We start from the raw sequence: 18,771 nt of genomic DNA, 5'->3' as shown, positions 1-18,771 counted from the left end.
CGCCGGTGCGGTCGCCAAGAATACCGGCAATCAGAGTGCTGAGCGGCATGGCGAACGATTGCGAAATGCCGAACACGCGCCCGCGGTAAGTTTTTCGACCAAGGCGAGCCGGGCCGAAATCATGACTATCGACGCCATATTGGTGAAGAAGGTTTGCGCAAAGCGCGGAGCCATGGTCAAAGGGACGGAATTCGAGACGGCGATGCCGATCGGGCAAAAGCCAGCGAACAGCAAAGATCCCCCCATCAAACGGCCCGTTTTGAAACGTCTGCTGAGCAGGCCGGTCAATAAGCCGCCGAGCATGCCGCAGATGACCGACGCGGCCTGAATCAGCCCGTAGACTTCCGCCCCGCTCCGCAATTGAACCTTCACGAAGGCCGGGTAGAGCGGGCCAATGTAGGAAATGATGTTAACGAGCATGGCGCTCAACACCAACGCATAGATCATCGGATGATTTTGGAATATTGCCGGCCGCTTTTCAATTTGCCCCAGAAGGAATGCGTTTCCCCCGCTTCTTTTGATTTCGTTGCGGACGGCATGCGGGACGCCCGCTTCGGTTTGGCGGCTCAGTCCACGCAGGCGGCGGCGAAGAAAAAAGAAAAGGCTTCCGCGGACAACGTCCAACCGGCCCCGATCCCGATCCCGGCGATGACGAAGCCGGCGGCCGCTTGCCCGAGGATGGTCGCCGATTTCCCGATTAAAAAAATTTTCTATATTTTCTGATATTTATGCTGATATTTCATAGATATGTGCCGCCGGCAAGAACAAGGCTTTAAAAATCTGTCCGGAGACCGATTTTCGGCTTCGGCCGCCTGCGGGACGAAAGCGACCGCCTTTTAGCCGACCGGCAGCGCCAGCATGATAGACGCCGCAAGTTCCGCCGACATTGGTTACAAATTGAGACGGGCCGCTTATTCCGGCCGGCCGGTTGTGTATAGAATGAACTCGACCGCCTGTTCCAACAATACGGGAAAGTCTTCGGGAAAAAAGTGGCCCATTCCTTCTTTTACAATGCATTGGCACGGTATCCCCTCTTTTTCAAAAAGCGCCGCCAGCTCCAGCGTTTTCTGGTAATAAGGGTCTTTGTCCCCTGTGATCAGGCAGCCTTTTAAATCCTTCCTTCTCTTTTCTTTTATCGATTTTTCTATTGAGGAGACGTCTTTAATGGCGGGAACGGCCGCGATAAAACCGCTTGTGTCCAAAAACAGGGCGCGGAAACCGAGCTCGACGGTGAGAACCCCTCCTTGGGAAGCGCCGGCGAGGATGGCGGTGCCGAACGCGCGGCGTTTTTTTAAATGCCGCATAGGTCCGCTCGATATCTTTCCATGCGGTCTCGCGGTCATCCCAACAATACGCCTTATAGCCGCAGATTTGCGACGATTGCGGAAAACCAAAAAGGTAGCGGTCGGTCGTTCGCTCATCAAGCCAATAAGGCGCAAATTCCTCGACATTCGAATTCCGCCAATGCAAGGAAAAAATCGCCGCCTTCGCGTCCTGCCGTATTCGAAAAGCCGCGCCGGGATGCCGCCCTTGTTCTTTTCCAATTTTTCTTGGCACAGTTTAATAATCTTCTTAAAGGCTTCTGATTCTTGCAGCGGTTTGAAATCAGGATCATGGGCGAGCAAATGCGGATGCCACCATATCCCGCTTTTGAGGGCGCGTGCCAGAATCGCCAGCGCCTCATCGCTTTTGCCTTGGACGGACAGGACGCAAGTTTGCCAATACATCGTATGATGGCGTTTCTAGGGGAATTCCGCAAAACGGCCGTAATTGATGCGTTTCGCTTTCCGCATTTTGCTAAAAACTCAAAAATTGCCCTTAAAATCCTGATACGGGTGGCGCTAGAAACCGCCCGATGAACGATGCCAAATTCGTTTCACGCCTTTTAACGACGTGCATTGAAAGGTCAATCGATAAATATCCGGCATATCAAGGGCTCTCCAAAAATGAAAATCAAACCGCTTGTCAAAATAATGCATAATCAGAACCATTAAATTGCCATGGGTGCCGATGACGATGTTTTGGCCCGCATATTTCTCCAAAACCTGCAAAGTGGCTTGCACGCCCCTTTCCTGGGCGGCGAGATTGGACTCCCCTCCTTCCCAGGAAAAGCGGAAATCCCGCCAGACATTTTCAATGGCTTGATCAAAATTCGTGACGGGCTTTGCGGACAGTTTCCGCTCTCTAAATGCCGGCTCAATGGCGATCTCTTTGCCGATGCATGCGGCGATGCCTTCTACGGTTTGCACCGCCCGTTTATAAGGACTGGAAATGACGGCATCGATCTTTTCCTTTTCAAGTACTGCTGTGACTTTTTTGGCATCGGCCTGCCCTCTTTCAGATAACGGCCTTCCGTATTCATCAGGTGTATAGGCGGAATGGGCATGCCTCACAAAGTATAAATGGGTAAACATATAAATCGATTTCCCTCCGGAACAGATCGCCCTGATTCGATTATAAATTATTAATTGATTAAACAATATAAAATATATAAAACAGCAAGCATTAAGCGCCGATTGAGCGTCGCTGCTAAAGATATTGACGAATATAGGACAAGTTTCCCGTTGCCTGAAAATATCGGGTGGAACCAGCATGAAAACGCCCGTGTTTCAGGCCGGCCATCCCCGTCTTACGTACCGGCAGGGAAATAACCAAGCAGCGGGCGATTTCAGCCGCGGCAAAGGCTTTGGTGCGTCCAGCTTTTGACGGGCAATCCGAAACCTCCGCGGCCGCGCCGACAAAGGGCGAAACAAATCGCTTGCTGTACCGATTCCAGGTGGTTATAATGGATATGAAAATTAAAGACATTCCTTCGGGGCAGGGTGAAATTCCCGACCGGCGGTGTTGAGAGCTTGCTCTCTAAGTCCGCGAGCCGTCAAGGCAGGATCCGGTGAGAATCCGGAACCGACAGTATAGTCTGGATGGGAGAAGGATGATGAGCACGGCTGCGCTTTTTCGGAGCCGATCGTTTCGTATTCCGTGAAAACTTCGACGCCCAAGGGAATGTCCCTTGGGCGTTTTTATTATGTAAAAAGTTTTCGGCACGACGCGTTCGAAGTCCGCACTCCGCCGCAGCCCATCATCAGACCCGACCCAAAGAATCAAAAATGAGGTGATCTGATGAAAAAAATGTCTTTAAGAAGGAACATTACCGTCGCCTTGCTTTCGGCGATCGCTTATTTGATCATGTATCTGCAATTCCCGCTGCCGCTCATTCCGGTGTTTTTGCAAATCGACCTGAGCGACATTCCGGCGCTCATCGCGGCCATCATGTACGGCCCGCTCGCCGGCGTCGTCGTCGAAGCGGTCAAGAATATCATCCACGCTTTCGTGATGGGATCCGTCATCGGAGAAGCCGCCAATTTCTTTGCCGGCAGCCTCTTCATAGTGGTCAGCACTTACATCTATCATAAGGGGAAAACGCTGCGCTCGCTCATCATCGGCATGGGAGCGGGAACCCTGGTCATGGCGGGCGTCATGAGCGTCGCCAACTACTTTATTATTTTTCCGTTGTACGCCTATTTCCTAGGCTTCAGCATTGAACAAGCGGTGCAGCTCGCGAAGGCCGCCAACCATTCGATCCATGATCTGATCAGCCTGATCGTCCTGGCGATCTTGCCCTTTAACATCATCAAAGGCATTATTATCTCCATCCTCGCTTTGCCGATTTACGCGCGCCTTCGCCCGCGCTTACGAACGGATGCTTAGCGAAGCGGGACCGATCGGGAAGGAACGCATTAATGCCTCATCCGTTCCCTGCCTCGGCCGGCATGGGGTGCGGCCGTATCCTCCGCCATGTATGAACGGAATCGCATCACCGGGCGTTGCGGAGCGGTTTTTCGCCATTTCCATCGAAAAGTGATTTCTTCTTTCCCGTTAAAAAGCGTTCAGGGCTTTGCCTGAACGCTTTTTTCATCGGGAGAAACCAAAACCACCCGTTTCGGGTGGTTTTGAACTTTCATTACCAAACGTAGGACGTGCCGACGATGATCAAAAGAATGAACAAAACGACGATCAACGCGAAGCCGGCGCCGTAGCCGTAACCGTAGCCACCACCATAACTCATTCGTCAATCGCTCCTTTTTATAATCAGATTTGTGGGGGTAAACCACACATTAACAGCTTATGCCGGAGCGATTCGCCTGTTTGGACGTTCGCGGATTTCTTAACCTTTTAGCGGATTTTTTCGCCTTCCAAAGGATATAAACGCCTGCTTTTTCAAGCCCCGCAAACGATCTGACGCGCGCCTCACGCTTCCAAACCGTCCGCATACCGCTTCCCCATTGTTGGCGCTTCCGATTACCTTTCGATGATCGGCAGGATGATCGCCGACGGGTGTTCGGGATCGTGAAAAACCGTTTGATGGGCCGTTATCATCTCGCTTGTTTTCCCGAGCGGCGCACCGGTGTTCAGATTCACGTCGTATTTCGGAAATGCGCTCGATGCGATTTCGATGCGGATGCGGTGGCCTTTCTTAAATACGTGCGACGTGTTCCAGCAATCGATTTCAAACTTATAGATCACGCCCGGTTTGATCAATTCCGGGCGATCCATACCGTTCCGAAAACGCGCGCGCACCATGCCGTCGGTGAGCCGCTGCGCGAATCCGTTGGGATGGACGTCCAACAGTTTAACCATGAAGTCGGTATCTTTGGCGTCGGAACTTGCGTACAGCTCCATTTTAACGGGTCCGGTCACTTCCACATCCGCGTCTAGGGGCGGCGTGCTGTAGACCAAAACGTCGTCGCGCCGTTCAATCGCCGAATAGTCATCCGCCCCGCCGATTTGGTTCGACACCATGTCGGTGATAAACGGCACCGGATCGCTCGGATCATAGTCGTAGCTATCGGCCTCGGCTTCGTCGGTTTCGGGCGGATGCATCGAGAGCACGCCATCGCCGAAGCGGCTGTTCGCACGACCGCCGCTGTGAAGGTAAAAGCGCGTCCACTTCGTATTCGGCAAAGGCCAAGCCTCTTCTTCCACCCATTCGTTTCGCCCCATCACGAAGATTTTGACCGGTTTTTCCGCGTCAATGCCGTTTTTTTCGCCTTTTAGCCAACGATTAAACCATCTCAATTGATAACCTTTTAAATCGATCACGGCATCGGGGCCGAAATCGATGGCGCCGATTTTCGTCGACGTGTTGATTTGGTGAATCCACGGACCCATGATTAATTTTTGGTTGCGGCGCGCGCGTTCGGACGGGGCGTGTTTGGTCATGCCGATAAAATTGAGCGGCGTGCCGACCTGCTCATCGTCATACCAACCCGAAATATGTAAAACCGGAAGATCGACTTTATCAAACGCGTTTTGGTAACAGATCGCTTTCCACCAATCATCGAGGTGGGTATGCTCGAGCTCTTCGCGCCAGTGCGGCAGGCGTTTGCCCGTCTTTTCGTCCATCGTCACGAGCGGCAGGTGTTTATACACCGCCTCCCAATCGATGACATCAATGTTTTGCATGATCCGCCCGCTCGTCATGTACAACCAGCAGACGTGCATCGGCGTCGGCGTCCCCGTCGGCCATTCGACAAACGGGTCGGACGGAGTGACCGAGACGATCATGGTTTTGAGATGCGGCGGTTGTTTAATCGCGGTGAGCCATTGGATGCGCCCGAGATAAGATCCGCCCATCGTGCCGACGTTGCCGTCACACCAATCTTGCTCCGCGGCCCATTCAATGCAATCATATCCGTCGTCCCCTTCGTTCCGGTAGGGAATGAACGCGCCGTCCGAATCGCCTCGGCCGCGGACATCGACGATCAGCACGGCGTACCCGTGCCGCGCGTAATAGCAGCCGTTTTCATGATTCGCCTTCGTATTTTTCATGTACGGTGTGCGCACGACGATCGACGGATACCGTCCCGCCTCGGCAGGCCGATACAAATCTGCGGACAGCGTCACGCCGTCGCGGAGCGGTATGCGGACGTCGCGGCGAATTTCTATGTCATAAGTGCCCATCATCGCGCTGCCTCCCGTCTTTGTTTTCGGCTATATCATTTCGCCGCGCAAACCGGATTTTCCTTTTAACGGGCAAAGGCGATCGGAAGACTGGGCGCGGTTCGGCGTGCCGCCGCTGTCGCCGACACGATGGTTTGGACCCTTGCGGCAATCATTTGTTTTTTACGTGTTCGAGCAAGCGTCCCGCCTGGTTTGCGGAAAAGGCGATCGATGGTTATGCCGCTCGGCAGGCCGACGGACGGCCATTCGATTTTCCTAAACTTGCAAAGCCAGGCATCCCGATGGCACAGAGATTGATTTTTAGCAGAGCAAACACCATCGCTCTCGCTGCTTCCGTCACCGCTCCCAAGGCTTTTTCACGGTGATCACTTTGGCAAAGCGCCGGCTTTCCTCTCTCCTTAGTTTGCGAATTTCATAGCGCGATGGAGCGCTTTCATAAAGCATGATTTCTTCGTCCGTTTCCGGAATGACGGGAGGCACTTCGGTCGGCCTTCCGTCTTCGCCCAAAGCGACAAACGTCAAAAAGGACGTCGCGCAAAGTTTGCGATCCCCCGTCAACAAATCCTCAACGATCACTTTCACAAAAACTTCCATCGATGTTTTATGCGTCCACGTCACGAACGATTCCAGACAGACCGACGATCCCGCTTTGATGGGATGAAGAAAATCGACCGAATCTGTCGAGGCGGTCACGACCGGCCGGCGGGCATGGCGCGCCGCGGAAATCGCCGCGATGTCATCGATATGGGCCATCAAGATTCCGCCGAACATCGTATTGTAATTGTTGGTATCCGGCGGCAAAACGTGCGCCGACTTGACGGCGCGAGATTCGTTCACATATTTTGCTTCCATCTTGGCACTCCCTTTCTTCCACCTTACTCAGTATAAATGAAGCGTTTTCATGAAAGCAACCGGAATAGATAGGCGGATTCGCGTGAAGCTTGGCGGAAAACGCTAAAGTAAGCGATCTTGCCTGAACGAAGCCGCCGGACGGCGATGGGAAATCAGGGAGCCTCGATACGGCGGTTGATCCAAATGCACACCAACAACCAAGCGCTCCCGACGAAAAAGCCGGCGAGCACGTCCGTCGGATAATGCACCCCCAGATACACCCGGCTTGCCGCGATCAATACAATCCACATTCCGGCCAAGAGAACGGTCAAAATAACTCCTTTGACGTTCCGGCAAAAATGTTTGCAAACGAGATACGCGAACATGCCGTAACAAGCCGTCGCCATCGTCGCATGGCCGCTCGGAAAACTGTATCCGCCGGCTGCCACCAGATGTTCGGCCGCGGGGCGCGCCCGACGAAAAACGTCTTTCAGCAACCTGTAAATGAAAATGGACCCGGGGGTGCAGAGCAAAAAAGCAAGGGCGTCCGCGTGCCGCCGTTTAAAAGCCGATAGACATAAAGCGGTCGCCAGGGTCACCCCCAACACCGCGAGATCGGAACCAAAAAAAGTGACGCTTTCCATGAACGCGGTCAACGCCTGCGGCCGCTCCGCGCGAAGCATGTGCGAAACCGGCGCATCGATCACCGCCAAGCGATGCCGTTCCAACCCGAAAATCAAAACGGCCAAACCGGATAAACAAAAGAAAAAAGCGGCAAGCCAAAGCCGACGAAAACGACGCGGGTCACTTAAACGTTGCAAAGGGTCGTCCCCCCCTTCCCATTTCGCCCTAAGGCGTCGAAAACGGTGAAATAAGGCGAATGGGCCGATCAAGGTTTTAAAGGCTTGAATTCATACTTTTTATTATATACGGAAGCAAGGCTGCCTTCCTCATGTCTCCGCACATACTTCCCGCATGCTGAAGCAGGAAGCCGATCGGCGACGCCAAGCATGCCGGCGGGTAGCACAAGCCTGCAACCACTCGGTGAACAAAGCGTACAAAAAAACCGGGCACTTCACCCGGCGTAAATGATCATCGAATAAGGAAGAACTTTTTACTCTACGACTGCCAACGCAAAGCGGACATGTTTACTCGCATGATAACCGTCCGTCCGATTTTGAAAATACCGCTCCTGGATAGCGGACGGGCTGGCGTTTTCATGAAGACGGAGCCCCAAACCTTCCAATTCAGAAGCCAATGTGGCCGGATCAAAAGCCGTTTTTATCGGCTCGCCGATCTTGCGCAAATCTTCCTGCATCTCTTTCAGCGCATTTTCTTCAGGCACAAAGTAATCGAAAACAACCATGCTGCCGGCGGAAGAAATTTCGGCAATGGCACGAAGCGTTGCCAACACTTCTTCTCGGGTCAAATACATGGTGACGCCCAGCCAGCTAAAAAAGCTTTTCGCCTGCACGTCATACGAAGTTCTCTTAAGCGCATCGGCCAAACTTTCCTTTGTGAAATCCACGGGCACAAAGTGGAGATGTGATGGGATTTCCCATGCCAATTCAGCCAGCCGCTGACGTTTGAAGGCTTGCGTGGCGGGGTGGTCCACTTCAAACACCTGAATTTGGCGCAGGAGATCCGGACGACGAAAAGCAAAGGTATCCATCCCCGCCCCGAGGATCACATACTGCTCGACCCCTTGTTTGACAGCCAAATCAAGATGGTCTTCCGCATATCGTGACCGGCTGAGGACATGCGGCAGCCCCATGGCCTGCAATAAGGGCCTCAGAGACTTCGGATCGGAGCTGTCCAAACCGCTTTCCGAAACTTGAGCTTGGAGAGCCTTAGAAAATCCTTGTTCAATGAGAGCCCGTCTTTCCTCAGGTATCAGATGAATGGCGAGAAAATCATCGAAAATTTTTGGGGTGTCATTCATGGCATGGTAGGCGCGTAAGTAGGCGGTCATGATGGCCGTAAGACTGACTTGGTTTGCTTGCACTGCATTTCCTCCTTTTTAGAGCCTATCTCCTCGAAACGAAGAGATGACGTCCAAAAAGAAGTATACCAAACCAATTATAAATTTCAATAAATGTTTTTATTATAACATATAATTAAATTTTTGTCAAGTATTTATTTTTCCTCTGAAGAAAAAAATCGTTCCCCACGATACACGCATGTTTTTGGAGATCGATCCTCCCGGATTCAATCGTTGGACCGAATCTTCGGCCAGCGTTTAAGTCAAATGCGGCAGCATTCCTTATACCCAAACGAATACCGCCCGGAAAGCGGGCGGCTTTTCAGTGAATGAGGCGTATTTCAACTTAAAACGGAGAATCCATCGGCTTGCGTGCCGCGCTTTGCCAAGGCGCGTTATCGAAGTGACAGGCGGCGCATCCTGAACGCCTTCCGCTTTTTACACAAACGAACGTCTGTGGCATGACATTGAGTCATTTATCAAGCGGTTTTTCGGCTCTCTTCGACGATCGGCAGAAAGCCGATGGCACCAAAACGAAGCATACGCTTGATGCTTGGGACGCGTTCAAGGCCGTCGTCTTTAAAAAAACTGACCCAAAGAGGCCCGTTCCCATACGGCCTGATGAGTCAGCATCCAAACAGCGTGCTCTTGGCATGTTTTCCTACTTCGCACCCGTGTCGCTTTTTAAAAAGTCGTTGGCTATTTTGCGGATATTATTATTGTTGCGGTTTTTCATCATCGTCACCGCCGCCGCGCCGATGCCGACGCCGGCAAGCATGGAGCCCCAATGCCATTTCATGGTGTACCACCTCCGCGTTTTTCGGTTCAAATATAGTTTTCGTTTTTTTCACGAAAACATGCGAGCCGGGTTTGCCAGTTTGTGGCCGTTATAACCGGACGTTTTTTAATCATATTAAGGTTGTGGAGGTGAAAACATTGACCATCGGCACGAAAATTCAGCAGACGATCGCCAGCTGCGAAGCGACGTTGGCAAACCTCGACAGTTTTGCTTTGGAAACCCAGGACCAAGCGGCGAAACAAATGTTCAAAAGCTTAGCCCAACAACAAAAAACCATTCTCGATCAGCTGAACCAACGCCTTCAATATGTCCAATCGGAAGAACCGCAATACAACCAATAATGCCAAAAAGGAAGGCGCCTTTCGCCTTCCTTAAATTTCATGTTTGATATGAACGGATGGAATACATAAAGGATTTTATCCAAGACCAGTACGGCTGGAGTGCGTTGCATCCATCCATCATTGCGGCGAACGCCAAAACGCCATCGCACACCCTTTTTCCTCGCGGCGGACACCCTTGCCTTCAGCTAACGGTAGGCGCTCGCCAGCCCCCGTTCAGGACTTTCACCCTATAGCACCGCACCCATGCCGGGCGTACATAAAGCCGGGGCAGCCGGGAACCGGCCGCCCCGCCAGCAGGAGGCATGACATGGTGTCATATTGACCATAAACAGCGAGGAGGTATGGGTGGGGACATGATGCGACGGCATCGATCATCATGTCCAATGCCAATATATTCAGTCCACCTTCTCCCGGACAAAAGGCAATCGTGGAAGTTTCAAAAAATAGGTCGCTATTCCAAACGATAACGGATCGATTCCCGGGCTTGCCGGCGCTCGATGCCGAGTTGAATGAGGCGGTCGATCAAATCCGGATATTCCAGGCCGGTATGTTTCCACAGCAAGGGGAACATGCTGAACGGCGTAAAACCGGGCATGGTGTTGACTTCATTGATCAACACTTGGCCGTCCGCCTCGCGGATGAAGAAGTCGACGCGTGCCAAACCGCTCAAATTCAGGATTTTAAAGGCGGTGCCCGCTATGGAACGGATCGTTTTCAACTGTTCATCGGTAATATCCGCCGGAATGATGAGCGTCGTATCGCCGTCTTTGTATTTGGCTTCATAATCGTAAAACTCTTTATTCGGTTTGATTTCGCCCGGGACGGAGAATTCCAAGTCTTCGTTGCCGATGACGCCGATTTCCACCTCGCGGCCGACGATGGCCGCTTCGACGATCACCTTTTGATCGTATTGAAACGCCGTCTCCACGTGGCCGACAAACTCATTCTCGTCGTGGCTTTTGTTAATGCCGATGCTCGAACCGTTGTTCGCCGGTTTGACGAAACACGGAAAACCGATCGTTTCTGCCGCCGAGCGAATGTACCCGCTGCGATCGCGCTCCCATTCATGCCGGTCAATCCGCATGTAATCGGCCTGCGGGAGTCCGTGGGCTTTAAAGATGTCTTTCATCATGATTTTATCCATGCCGGCCGCAGAACCGGCGACGCCCGAACCGACGTAAGCGATGCCGAGGATTTCGAGCAGCCCTTGGACGGTTCCGTCTTCACCGTTGGGACCGTGCAAAAGAGGAAAGACAATGTCGGGTTTATCGTTTTCGTTTTCCTCAGCAGCGACCGCCGGGGTCAGCCACCCTCCGGCGCTGATTTTTTCTCCTTTTTCCTTGCCGTCTTCAAGCATGAGCTGCTTGACGTCCGTCAGCTTGCCGGTCACGGTGGAACCTTCCAACCATTCGCCGTTGTTCGTGATATGAACAGGCAAAACGTTATATTTTTCTTTGTCGATCGCGTTGATCACTGAAAAAGCGGTTTGAAGCGATACCTCATACTCGGCCGACTTGCCTCCGTACACGATGGCTACCGTCGGTTTTTTCTTCATGTCCGTCACCCTTCTTCACGAATAGAAATCTGTTTTTTCCATATTACTCAAACATTCCATGAAGGCGACCGGTGAACACGGTCCGATCAGCGTTCATACGTGACGACGTTGTCGCCTTCCGCGACCAAAACCTTATCGGCGATTCCCAAAAACAGGCCGTTTTCGATCACGCCCGGAATGCCGTTGAGCCACGCCGCCAATTCCTCGGGGCGGGCAATTTTTCCGATGTGAAGATCGACGATGTAATGCCCGCTGTCCGTAATGTACGGCGAACCGTCCGGGGTTTTGCGCAAAGCGGGCTTCAGCCCTTCGCTGGCCATGGTCTTCATCACATGCGTATGGCCGAAGGGGAGGACTTCGACGGGCAAGGGGAAGGCGCCCAGTTGTTCCACCCGCTTCGAGTGGTCGGCGACCCAAATATTGACCCGCGAAGCGCGGGCGACGATTTTTTCAAACAACAACGCGCCGCCGCCGCCCTTGATTCCCCGCAATGACGGATCGAACTCATCGCAACCGTCGATCGTCACGTCGATCTCGGGCACGTCATCGATCGAACGGATCGGAATCCCGTGCGCTTCCGCAAGCTCCGTCGTTCGCTTGGAAGTGGAAACCGCCCGGATTTTCAACCCTTCGTTTTTGATGCGTTCGGCGATCTTTAAAATCGTAAAATGGACAGTGGAACCCGTGCCAAGGCCGACCGTCATCCCGTCGCGGATAAAAGCGCAAGCCGCTTCGCCGGCCCGCCGTTTTTCACTCGCTTTTATATCCATTCGGAGAATCTCCTTCTTTTTCGGTTTCGTGCCGAAAAAAATCGGCCCCGCTCCTTTTTCGTGTGCTCCAGCACCCATTGTACCACAGATGTGGATTCGTGTTGGCATTCTTTTTGCCATATCCGGCGGCCCGTTCGCCCCTAAGGGTGCGATGCGGACCCTGCTCGAACCATCCGTTTCTTCCGCCGTCCTCGGTACAACAGGAGAACCGCCCGCCGGCATGAGCCAATAAAAAAGGAGCCTAGTGGCTCCTCCGTTACCGGCCGGATGATGAACTTCCGTATTCTTCCAAGAAATGAATCCTTTCCATCATGGTTGGGTGGTCGTAGATGAAAATTCGAACGAGCGCGGGCGGATTGACCTCGCCGAGCCCGGCGGTCGTCAGTTTTTGAAACGCCGAAATGCCGGCTTCTTTGTCATGCGTCAATTCAATCGCGTACCGGTCGGCGGAATGTTCCGCATACCGCGATACGGCGTTTTCGACGGGCGAGAAGAGAAAGGACAACACCGATAAGATCAGGAGCAAAAGCGGGAGGGCGGCGATGTCGGAGGGCCCGCGAAGGCCGAGGGCATCGCCCCAACGCGCGACCGCACACCGATATAGTTTCGCCGCGATCACCAAACCGAACAGGATGGCCAATATACTCCCCGCAACGCTCCACAGCAAATGATGTTTGACATAATGGCCCATTTCGTGAGCCATGATGAACTCGACTTCCCGGTCGTCCAAACGCTTGAGCGTCGTATCCCATAAAACGATGCGCAAATTCGACCCGATCCCGTTGACGTAGGCGTTCATTTCGTTCGTTTTCTTCGACATGTCGACTTCATAGACGTTATCCGCCGGAATGTTCGCTTTGTCCGCAAGCTCCAAAATCTCATGTTTTAGATGCCCGTCCGAAAGCGGCTTAAAATGATTGTATAGCGGATCGATCACCACCGGTTGGATGTATGTAAGAAAAACCGTGAACGGAATGGACACGAGCCATACGGGCAGCCACCAGCGCTTGGGGTTTTTGCGGATGAAAAAATAGATGACGATCACCGCAAGCCAGGTGATGACCCAATCCACCCAGAATGAAACGAGGTCATCGCGCAGCCAACTCGAAAAGGGTTGAACCGAAACGCCGTAGCGGAGCGAGATCATGTGCGCCGCATAATGGACCGGAAAGGCGATAAGCCATGTGACGATCGACAAGGCCAAAAAATAAACGGCGGTGTGGACGACGGAAAACCGGGTCACCTCTTCGGCCCGCGTGCGCAGCCACCGCGAAAATCCGAAGGCGATGACAAAGAGATATACGCCCCACTTGAGCGGAATGCTCAAGAAATACAGCCAATCTTGAAGCTTCGAATAGTTTTGGCTTAACACGAGTTGATGGTGGGTCATGAACAATTCTGGATCCGCGGCCGTTCCCTTGTAATCGGCGGGAACCCCCCAATTCGTCCACCAAAAGAAATAACCGGCCATGATGAGGATATAGAGCAAATAGAATCCGAGAAACCACCACGCCGCTTTCTTCATCGAATCCCCCATTTCCGGACCGTTTCATTTATCTTGGAGCGGCCCGACCCTTGTCTTAATAACAGTGTAAGCCATTATCCGGAAAATTAGAACCGCCGGCGTGCCGCGGGGGAAGAAGCAGCTAGGAACGCCTGATGGACGATGGTCAAAACAAACCGAACCGATCCATCGGGAGGGCCGTCCTATGCGCACCGGGCATGCGGCAACCCGACAAAAGACCGGTCGAGGCGGCGATCTTCGTCGTCCTTAGCGGCCAAAATAGAACTGCGCTTCCGAAGGCGTTTGCTATGGCATTCGATCCTCGGCGACCTTAACGGTCAAAACCCTTCACAAGCCCGCGGGCTTTCATTTGGAGAAAAACGGAGGAACCCGTGAAGCTTGGCCATCGCCTTGTTTTGCCCCGCGCCTCTCCGGTGAAACGCTTGCCTGCTTTTCTCAGAGGAGGCTTTCCGCATATCAAGCAAATTCATCAAGTATGATGGTTGAAATAATCGTTCAAAAATTGAATGAATGCCTTAAAAAATTCAATGCCCTGAAAGGCGATTAAAAACCCCGCCGTAATGAAAAAGAAGGCGGAACCCGCAAGCGCGAACCAACGGATCCACACGGACATCCCCCCTCGGTTGATTGGATATTTTTATGTATATAAGGGGGGGACGGCGTTCATGCCGAGAAATGGCCCACAAACAAAAAGGAAAACAGGTGGCCTCCAGATCATAAATGCGGCTTCAGTCGTTGCCCGCGTTGTCGGAAGATCAGAACAAGGCGGAGGACAACGTCAAAATCGCAATGGATGAAAGAACGACGAAAATGATGTTCCATCCAAGATAAGCGGTGATAAAAGCAACCGCCCCGCCGATCAACCCGAAAAGAAAGTCCCCGGTCGTGATGTGCCGCAAATCGCCGGTGTGAATGACGAAGATCGCAGGAAAAATGAGGGCGCCGAGAACGGCATACGGCACGTTTTTCAAAATGCCTTGCAAGAACGGGGGAATGCCTTCCGCTTTCATGGCGACGAGCGGAAGCATCCGCGGAATATACGTGACCGCGCCCATTCCTAAAATCATCCATAGCCATTTACCGTCCATATCCGCCACCCGCCTGTTTCTTATCGACTTCCGATTTTTTGCGAAGGAATAAAATTTCCACCGCCACCGCGGCGATCAGCGTGGACCACACAATCGCCCAACCCGCGGACAGAAAGAAGGATAAGAGCGTGGACAAACCCGCCGACATGAGAAATATCGCGAGCGCCTTCCGCTCTTTTTTTAACGAAGGCACAACGAGCCCGATGAACATGGCGTACAAGGCGATCCCCATGCTCTTTTGAAGAACGCCGGGAAGGCTGGCGCCCGCCGCATAACCGATCCAAGTGAAGACGTTCCAAGTCCCGTACGCCATCACGATCAAGCCGCCCATGTAGGAAGTCCCGACGCACTCGCGGTTTAGCGAGGCGACGGAGAACGTTTCATCGGTAATGCCGTACGCGATGAGCGCCCGCTTGAGGCGCGACGGTTCTTTCATGCGCTCGCCAATCGATGCGGTCATCAGAAAGTGGCGGATGTTCACGATAAACGTGGCGAGGATAATCTCGAGCGGCCCGGTGCCGCCGGCAATCATTTGCAGCGCCATGAATTGCGAAGCGCCGGCGTAAACGAAAAGGCTCATCGCCGCCGCCTCGGCAAATGTTAAACCGGTGGTCCGGGCGAGCAATCCGAAGGTTAAAGCGATCGGCATATAGCCGATGGCAATCGGGATGCCCGCTTTAACCCCGCTCCACCAATCGCCGCTTTTCACTTTTTCCGCCGATGAATGGGAAAGCACCCTCTCCTCACCTCTGCTCCCTCAAATCGTCCGATCAGATTAGCTGTCGTGCAAATTTTAATAATATAATATAATAATTGTAGGTTATTTTGACTTTTTTTTCAAAAGAAATTTTGCGAAGTGAACAAGGGGGATCCGTCCGTGGAAAAGCGGGAGCTGAACGAGCGCATCGGCCGGAGGTTGCGGGCCATCCGGCTCGCCCAAGGCTTGAGTTTGGAAGCTTGCGCCGAACGATGCGGCGTGAGCAAGCCGATGCTCGTCCAAATCGAACGGGCGCTTTCCAATCCGACGGTGAGCACGCTGTGGAAGATCGCCGAAGGGTTGAAAGTGCCGTTTACCGCCTTTATCGAAGAGGCCGAAGACGCGGTAAGCCTCGTAAAACGCACGGAACTTTCGCCCATCCACGAAGACGGCGGCCGCTTTGAAGTTTATCCGGTGTTTCCGATGAACGGCGCCAGGCCGTTCGAAATTTATGAAGTGCGCTTGAAATCCGGTTGCGATTATTTGGCGAAAGCGCACCCCGGCCGCGTGGAAGAGTTTTTATGGGTCACGGAAGGAAACATGGTTGTGGAGTTGGGCGGACGCGCGCATGAGTTGGTGGCGGGGGAAGGCCTGCGTTTTGCCGCCGATCGGCCGCACCGCTACATCAATAATGGCGGCCGGGAAGCCGCCTTGGTCATGGTCATCTACTATTATTGAACGACATCTATACAGATTGGTTTTGGACGCCCGGAACGCCGTCTTGATCGTTTATGGGCATATCGATGACATCATTATCCAAAATGATATTGATTTGATTGGCGGAGAAAATAATGCCGAAGAAGTTACCGTTGCCGAGGTTATTCTTCCCGTGCGCCGTCCAGCCCGGCTGGTTGTTTTCACCGATTGAGACCGAGGCGCCACGGTTTAATGAATTGACGTTGATCGCTGCAAAATTGATCGAAATCGCCACGGATAACCCTCCCGCCGCATGCATCCTGTTTAATATCCTATGGAAAAGGCCCTTTGTCCGGTGAATATCAAACTCCGCAGCCGCTTTGACGTCTCCATCCGCCGGTGCATATAATGGCGTGAGGTGAGAAACGATGGCGGATAAAAAAGAAGACCCGCGCGTCTGCGTGCGCTGCGGACACGTCGGCGGTGAAAACGATTCTCATTGCATCAAGTGCGGCGCTCCGCTCATCAACAAATGCGCCGACGAACCGGGTTTGATTTCGGACGGGTGTACCCATGTCAACCGCCCGGACGCCGCGTTTTGTGCTAAATGCGGGCACCCCACGGTTTTTCACAAGGAAGGATTGGTTCCCCCTTTTCAACCGTTTCACCATTCCATTATGATCCAAAGATGAACGGAACGCATGGCCGATGATTAAATTTCGGCGGCCAAAACCGCTGTCAGGCGGACGGGAGAATGGATGGCGTAATCAGAGGGCAGACGCCGTTTGCCTTGCCATCAGTGAAACCGGGCGCGATTTGCGGATTGAAAAGGCGGGAGCGCCTGACCCGGATCCAACCCGCATGTTTAGCGCAACCGCCACTTCGGCGGTTTTTCGGGCAAAAAAAACCGGCTTCGTGCGCTTTGGGCGCGCAGGCGCTTTTCACAGAACACGTTTGCCGCCTCATCGGTCGTCATGCCCTCACGCTCCGCGGTTTCAAAAATATCGCTGAGCGTTTCGTAAATCCGGCGCGTCTTTTGAACCACCCGTTCTTTGTTCGGCCCGTATAATTCGTCGGCGACTTGAATGAGTCCGCCGGCGTTGACGATGTAATCCGGCGCATAAAGGATGCCGGCTTCGGCGAGCGCTTTGCCGTGGCGGTCTTCCGCCAACTGATTGTTCGCCGAACCGGCCACGCCTTTCACCCGAAGGCGCTCGATCGTCCGGTCGTTCAATATGCCGCCGATCGCGCAAGGGACAAAAATGTCGGCCGGGGCGTCATAAATCGCGTCGCCTTCATAAGCCGAAAAATGTCCGCGCGTCGTCTCGGCGTAAGCGGCCAATTCATTCACCGCGTTGCCGTTCATGTCTGTAGCGTAAACCGTTGCCCCCGCCTCCAACAACCGTTTCGCGACTTTCAAGCCGACTTTCCCTAACCCTTGGACGGCAAACGCTTTGTCTGAGAGTTCTTCGTCGTTCCAAAGCCGTTTTAAAACCGCTTTGATGCCATAAATCACCCCATGGGCGGTGGAAACGGACGAATCGCCGTGCCCGCCGTATGTCTCGGGAAGCCCGACGATGAAACGCGTCTCCCGATGGGCGTGGACGAAATCTTCCGGATTCGTCCCCATGTCGGTCCCCGTGTAAAAGCGGCCGTGCAGCGATTGGACAAACTGGCCGAAGGCGCGAAACAAATCGGGGGATTTATCCGTCAGCGGATCGCCGATGAGGATCGCTTTTCCGCCGCCGAAATCGACATCCGCCGCGGCGCATTTGTAAGTCATGCCTTTGGCGAGCCGCAGACCGTCCTCCAAGGCGTCGTCGACCGTTCGGTACGGCTGCATGCGCGTTCCCCCGAGCGCCGGACCGAGAGTGGTGTCGTGGATGACGATGATCGCTTTTAATCCGCTTTCGGGTTCATTGCAAAACATCACTTGTTCATAATCTTTTATTCTCTCGAATGCCAACATCGCGTTTCCCTCCCGTTTAGCTCATTCGGAATATCCCTAACCAAAAAAGAAAACGCTTTCATTTTTACTCATGTTCCCCTAGACCCGGCTGCGCCTCGCACGCCCCGAGTTTCCGGCGGATCTCATCTTTCGGCAAAATGAATTGCGTCACCTCGCCTTCCCCGGCGATGCCGCGTCGGTTGCGGACGACCACCCGCGCGACGACGGCGCGTCCTTTTATTTCCGTCAGCGTCGCGGTCACCGTGATCGCTTCCCCTTCCGGCGTCGGCGCGAGATGTTTGACAGACACGGCGGCGCCGATGCCTTCTTCGTGCGCTTCCAAATACGGCAAAATGATTTGCCGCGCCGCCCATTCCATGTGATAGACCATGGAAACCGTTGAAAGCGCCGGATGGACGACTTGTCCTTCAAATCGCGCGAACATGTCCGGGGTGACTGTCGCGGTGATCGTCGCCGTCCGGCCGATCGCCATTCCTGGCTTCATCATGGACCCTCCTTGCCTCTGCGAATTGACGAATACCGCCTAAAGACTGACAAAAATCACCAGCCTTGACCGGC

24 protein-coding genes and 1 riboswitch are annotated in these 18,771 nt (G+C 53.3%); of the genes, 6 read left to right on the top strand and 18 right to left on the bottom strand.

Translation table 11 applies throughout. From position 1 onward, the window contains the following. Window positions 1-30: 30 nt before the first annotated feature. Entirely contained in the window at window positions 31-570 is a 540-nt protein-coding gene (locus CCB157_RS17315; protein ID WP_238594660.1) for an MFS transporter, read from the bottom strand. Between CCB157_RS17315 and CCB157_RS18060 the strand changes: the two genes are divergently transcribed. Then, the gene (locus tag CCB157_RS18060; protein WP_077615735.1) at window positions 451-723 is read left to right on the top strand and encodes a hypothetical protein; all 273 of its coding nucleotides are present in this window, start codon (window positions 451-453) and stop codon (window positions 721-723) included. The two genes, CCB157_RS17315 and CCB157_RS18060, sit on opposite strands and share 120 nt — an antisense overlap. Window positions 724-911: 188 nt before the next feature. On the opposite strand, the gene CCB157_RS18460 is transcribed toward CCB157_RS18060, so the two are convergent. Beyond that, window positions 912-1,667, bottom strand: coding sequence for an alpha/beta hydrolase (locus CCB157_RS18460; RefSeq protein WP_439951317.1), 756 nt, complete (start codon window positions 1,665-1,667; stop codon window positions 912-914). Here CCB157_RS18460 and CCB157_RS17305 point away from each other — a divergent pair. Next, window positions 1,590-1,859 carry a hypothetical protein gene (locus CCB157_RS17305; RefSeq protein WP_143287000.1) on the top strand — a complete coding sequence of 90 codons (270 nt, stop codon included), beginning with the start codon at window positions 1,590-1,592 and terminating at the stop codon, window positions 1,857-1,859. The two genes, CCB157_RS18460 and CCB157_RS17305, sit on opposite strands and share 78 nt — an antisense overlap. Here CCB157_RS17305 and CCB157_RS09880 read toward each other — a convergent pair. Further along, window positions 1,842-2,414: a histidine phosphatase family protein gene (locus CCB157_RS09880; protein ID WP_077615733.1), complete on the bottom strand. Its 573-nt coding sequence runs from the start codon at window positions 2,412-2,414 to the stop codon at window positions 1,842-1,844. The genes CCB157_RS17305 and CCB157_RS09880 overlap by 18 nt on opposite strands. 390 nt (window positions 2,415-2,804) lie before the next feature. After that, window positions 2,805-2,937: riboswitch (FMN riboswitch) on the top strand. Window positions 2,938-3,117: 180 nt separating this feature from the next. On the opposite strand from CCB157_RS09880, the gene CCB157_RS09875 reads away from it, so the two are divergent. Beyond that, window positions 3,118-3,708, top strand: a complete 591-nt coding sequence (locus CCB157_RS09875; protein ID WP_077615732.1) for an ECF transporter S component — start codon at window positions 3,118-3,120, stop codon at window positions 3,706-3,708. 253 nt (window positions 3,709-3,961) lie between these two features. On the opposite strand, the gene CCB157_RS09870 is transcribed toward CCB157_RS09875, so the two are convergent. The 6 genes from CCB157_RS09870 to CCB157_RS17630 all read right to left on the bottom strand — a co-directional run bounded on the left by CCB157_RS09870 (window position 3,962) and on the right by CCB157_RS17630 (window position 9,572). After that, window positions 3,962-4,066 (bottom strand): YjcZ family sporulation protein, encoded by a 105-nt coding sequence (locus tag CCB157_RS09870; protein ID WP_077615731.1) that lies wholly within the window; start codon window positions 4,064-4,066, stop codon window positions 3,962-3,964. A 233-nt stretch (window positions 4,067-4,299) separates the two neighbouring features. Continuing rightward, window positions 4,300-5,964, bottom strand: coding sequence for a CocE/NonD family hydrolase (locus CCB157_RS09865; protein WP_077615730.1), 1,665 nt, complete (start codon window positions 5,962-5,964; stop codon window positions 4,300-4,302). Between the two features lie 333 nt (window positions 5,965-6,297). Beyond that, entirely contained in the window at window positions 6,298-6,813 is a 516-nt protein-coding gene (locus CCB157_RS09860; RefSeq protein WP_077615729.1) for an acyl-CoA thioesterase, read from the bottom strand. A 152-nt stretch (window positions 6,814-6,965) separates the two neighbouring features. Next, window positions 6,966-7,613 carry a phosphatase PAP2 family protein gene (locus CCB157_RS09855; RefSeq protein WP_077615728.1) on the bottom strand — a complete coding sequence of 216 codons (648 nt, stop codon included), beginning with the start codon at window positions 7,611-7,613 and terminating at the stop codon, window positions 6,966-6,968. 293 nt (window positions 7,614-7,906) lie between these two features. Continuing rightward, window positions 7,907-8,797: a class I SAM-dependent methyltransferase gene (locus CCB157_RS09850; protein WP_077615727.1), complete on the bottom strand. Its 891-nt coding sequence runs from the start codon at window positions 8,795-8,797 to the stop codon at window positions 7,907-7,909. A 637-nt stretch (window positions 8,798-9,434) separates the two neighbouring features. Next, complete coding sequence (locus CCB157_RS17630; protein WP_158077275.1) at window positions 9,435-9,572, bottom strand: hypothetical protein; 138 nt, start codon at window positions 9,570-9,572, stop codon at window positions 9,435-9,437. 128 nt (window positions 9,573-9,700) lie between these two features. Between CCB157_RS17630 and CCB157_RS09845 the strand changes: the two genes are divergently transcribed. Beyond that, the gene (locus CCB157_RS09845) at window positions 9,701-9,913 is read left to right on the top strand and encodes a DUF1657 domain-containing protein (RefSeq protein ID WP_439951316.1); all 213 of its coding nucleotides are present in this window, start codon (window positions 9,701-9,703) and stop codon (window positions 9,911-9,913) included. A 451-nt stretch (window positions 9,914-10,364) separates the two neighbouring features. On the opposite strand, the gene CCB157_RS09840 is transcribed toward CCB157_RS09845, so the two are convergent. The 6 genes from CCB157_RS09840 to CCB157_RS09820 all read right to left on the bottom strand — a co-directional run bounded on the left by CCB157_RS09840 (window position 10,365) and on the right by CCB157_RS09820 (window position 15,587). Then, the gene (locus CCB157_RS09840) at window positions 10,365-11,468 is read right to left on the bottom strand and encodes a D-alanine--D-alanine ligase (RefSeq protein WP_077615725.1); all 1,104 of its coding nucleotides are present in this window, start codon (window positions 11,466-11,468) and stop codon (window positions 10,365-10,367) included. A gap of 86 nt (window positions 11,469-11,554) precedes the next feature. Then, window positions 11,555-12,238 (bottom strand): ribose-5-phosphate isomerase RpiA, encoded by a 684-nt coding sequence (gene rpiA, locus CCB157_RS09835; RefSeq protein ID WP_077615773.1) that lies wholly within the window; start codon window positions 12,236-12,238, stop codon window positions 11,555-11,557. A gap of 256 nt (window positions 12,239-12,494) precedes the next feature. Then, window positions 12,495-13,763: a M48 family metallopeptidase gene (locus tag CCB157_RS09830; RefSeq protein WP_077615724.1), complete on the bottom strand. Its 1,269-nt coding sequence runs from the start codon at window positions 13,761-13,763 to the stop codon at window positions 12,495-12,497. A 469-nt stretch (window positions 13,764-14,232) separates the two neighbouring features. Then, window positions 14,233-14,370, bottom strand: coding sequence for a hypothetical protein (locus CCB157_RS17625; RefSeq protein ID WP_158077274.1), 138 nt, complete (start codon window positions 14,368-14,370; stop codon window positions 14,233-14,235). Between the two features lie 148 nt (window positions 14,371-14,518). Further along, complete coding sequence (locus tag CCB157_RS09825; RefSeq protein ID WP_077615723.1) at window positions 14,519-14,851, bottom strand: AzlD domain-containing protein; 333 nt, start codon at window positions 14,849-14,851, stop codon at window positions 14,519-14,521. Then, window positions 14,841-15,587, bottom strand: a complete 747-nt coding sequence (locus tag CCB157_RS09820) for an AzlC family ABC transporter permease (protein WP_274519630.1) — start codon at window positions 15,585-15,587, stop codon at window positions 14,841-14,843. The genes CCB157_RS09825 and CCB157_RS09820 overlap by 11 nt, the downstream gene beginning before the upstream one ends. A gap of 141 nt (window positions 15,588-15,728) precedes the next feature. Here CCB157_RS09820 and CCB157_RS18230 point away from each other — a divergent pair, with 141 nt between their 5' ends. Next, complete coding sequence (locus tag CCB157_RS18230) at window positions 15,729-16,286, top strand: helix-turn-helix domain-containing protein (protein WP_158077273.1); 558 nt, start codon at window positions 15,729-15,731, stop codon at window positions 16,284-16,286. 7 nt (window positions 16,287-16,293) lie between these two features. On the opposite strand, the gene CCB157_RS09810 is transcribed toward CCB157_RS18230, so the two are convergent. Further along, window positions 16,294-16,539: a hypothetical protein gene (locus tag CCB157_RS09810; protein ID WP_077615721.1), complete on the bottom strand. Its 246-nt coding sequence runs from the start codon at window positions 16,537-16,539 to the stop codon at window positions 16,294-16,296. Between the two features lie 133 nt (window positions 16,540-16,672). Here CCB157_RS09810 and CCB157_RS09805 point away from each other — a divergent pair, with 133 nt between their 5' ends. Further along, complete coding sequence (locus tag CCB157_RS09805) at window positions 16,673-16,936, top strand: hypothetical protein (RefSeq protein ID WP_077615720.1); 264 nt, start codon at window positions 16,673-16,675, stop codon at window positions 16,934-16,936. Window positions 16,937-17,109: 173 nt separating this feature from the next. Here the strand turns inward: CCB157_RS09805 and CCB157_RS09800 are convergent, their stop codons facing one another. Together CCB157_RS09800 and CCB157_RS09795 are read right to left on the bottom strand one after the other, a co-directional pair. After that, window positions 17,110-18,213 (bottom strand): Glu/Leu/Phe/Val family dehydrogenase, encoded by a 1,104-nt coding sequence (locus CCB157_RS09800; RefSeq protein WP_077615719.1) that lies wholly within the window; start codon window positions 18,211-18,213, stop codon window positions 17,110-17,112. 64 nt (window positions 18,214-18,277) lie between these two features. Then, window positions 18,278-18,697 carry a thioesterase family protein gene (locus CCB157_RS09795; protein ID WP_077615718.1) on the bottom strand — a complete coding sequence of 140 codons (420 nt, stop codon included), beginning with the start codon at window positions 18,695-18,697 and terminating at the stop codon, window positions 18,278-18,280. Between the last annotated feature and the right edge of the window lie 74 nt (window positions 18,698-18,771).

Source organism: Caenibacillus caldisaponilyticus (assembly GCF_002003465.1).
Lineage (GTDB): Bacteria > Bacillota > Bacilli > Bacillales > Sporolactobacillaceae > Caenibacillus > Caenibacillus caldisaponilyticus.
Note: the sequence above shows the minus strand (reverse complement) of the source record. Positions and strands in the feature narration are given on the sequence as shown.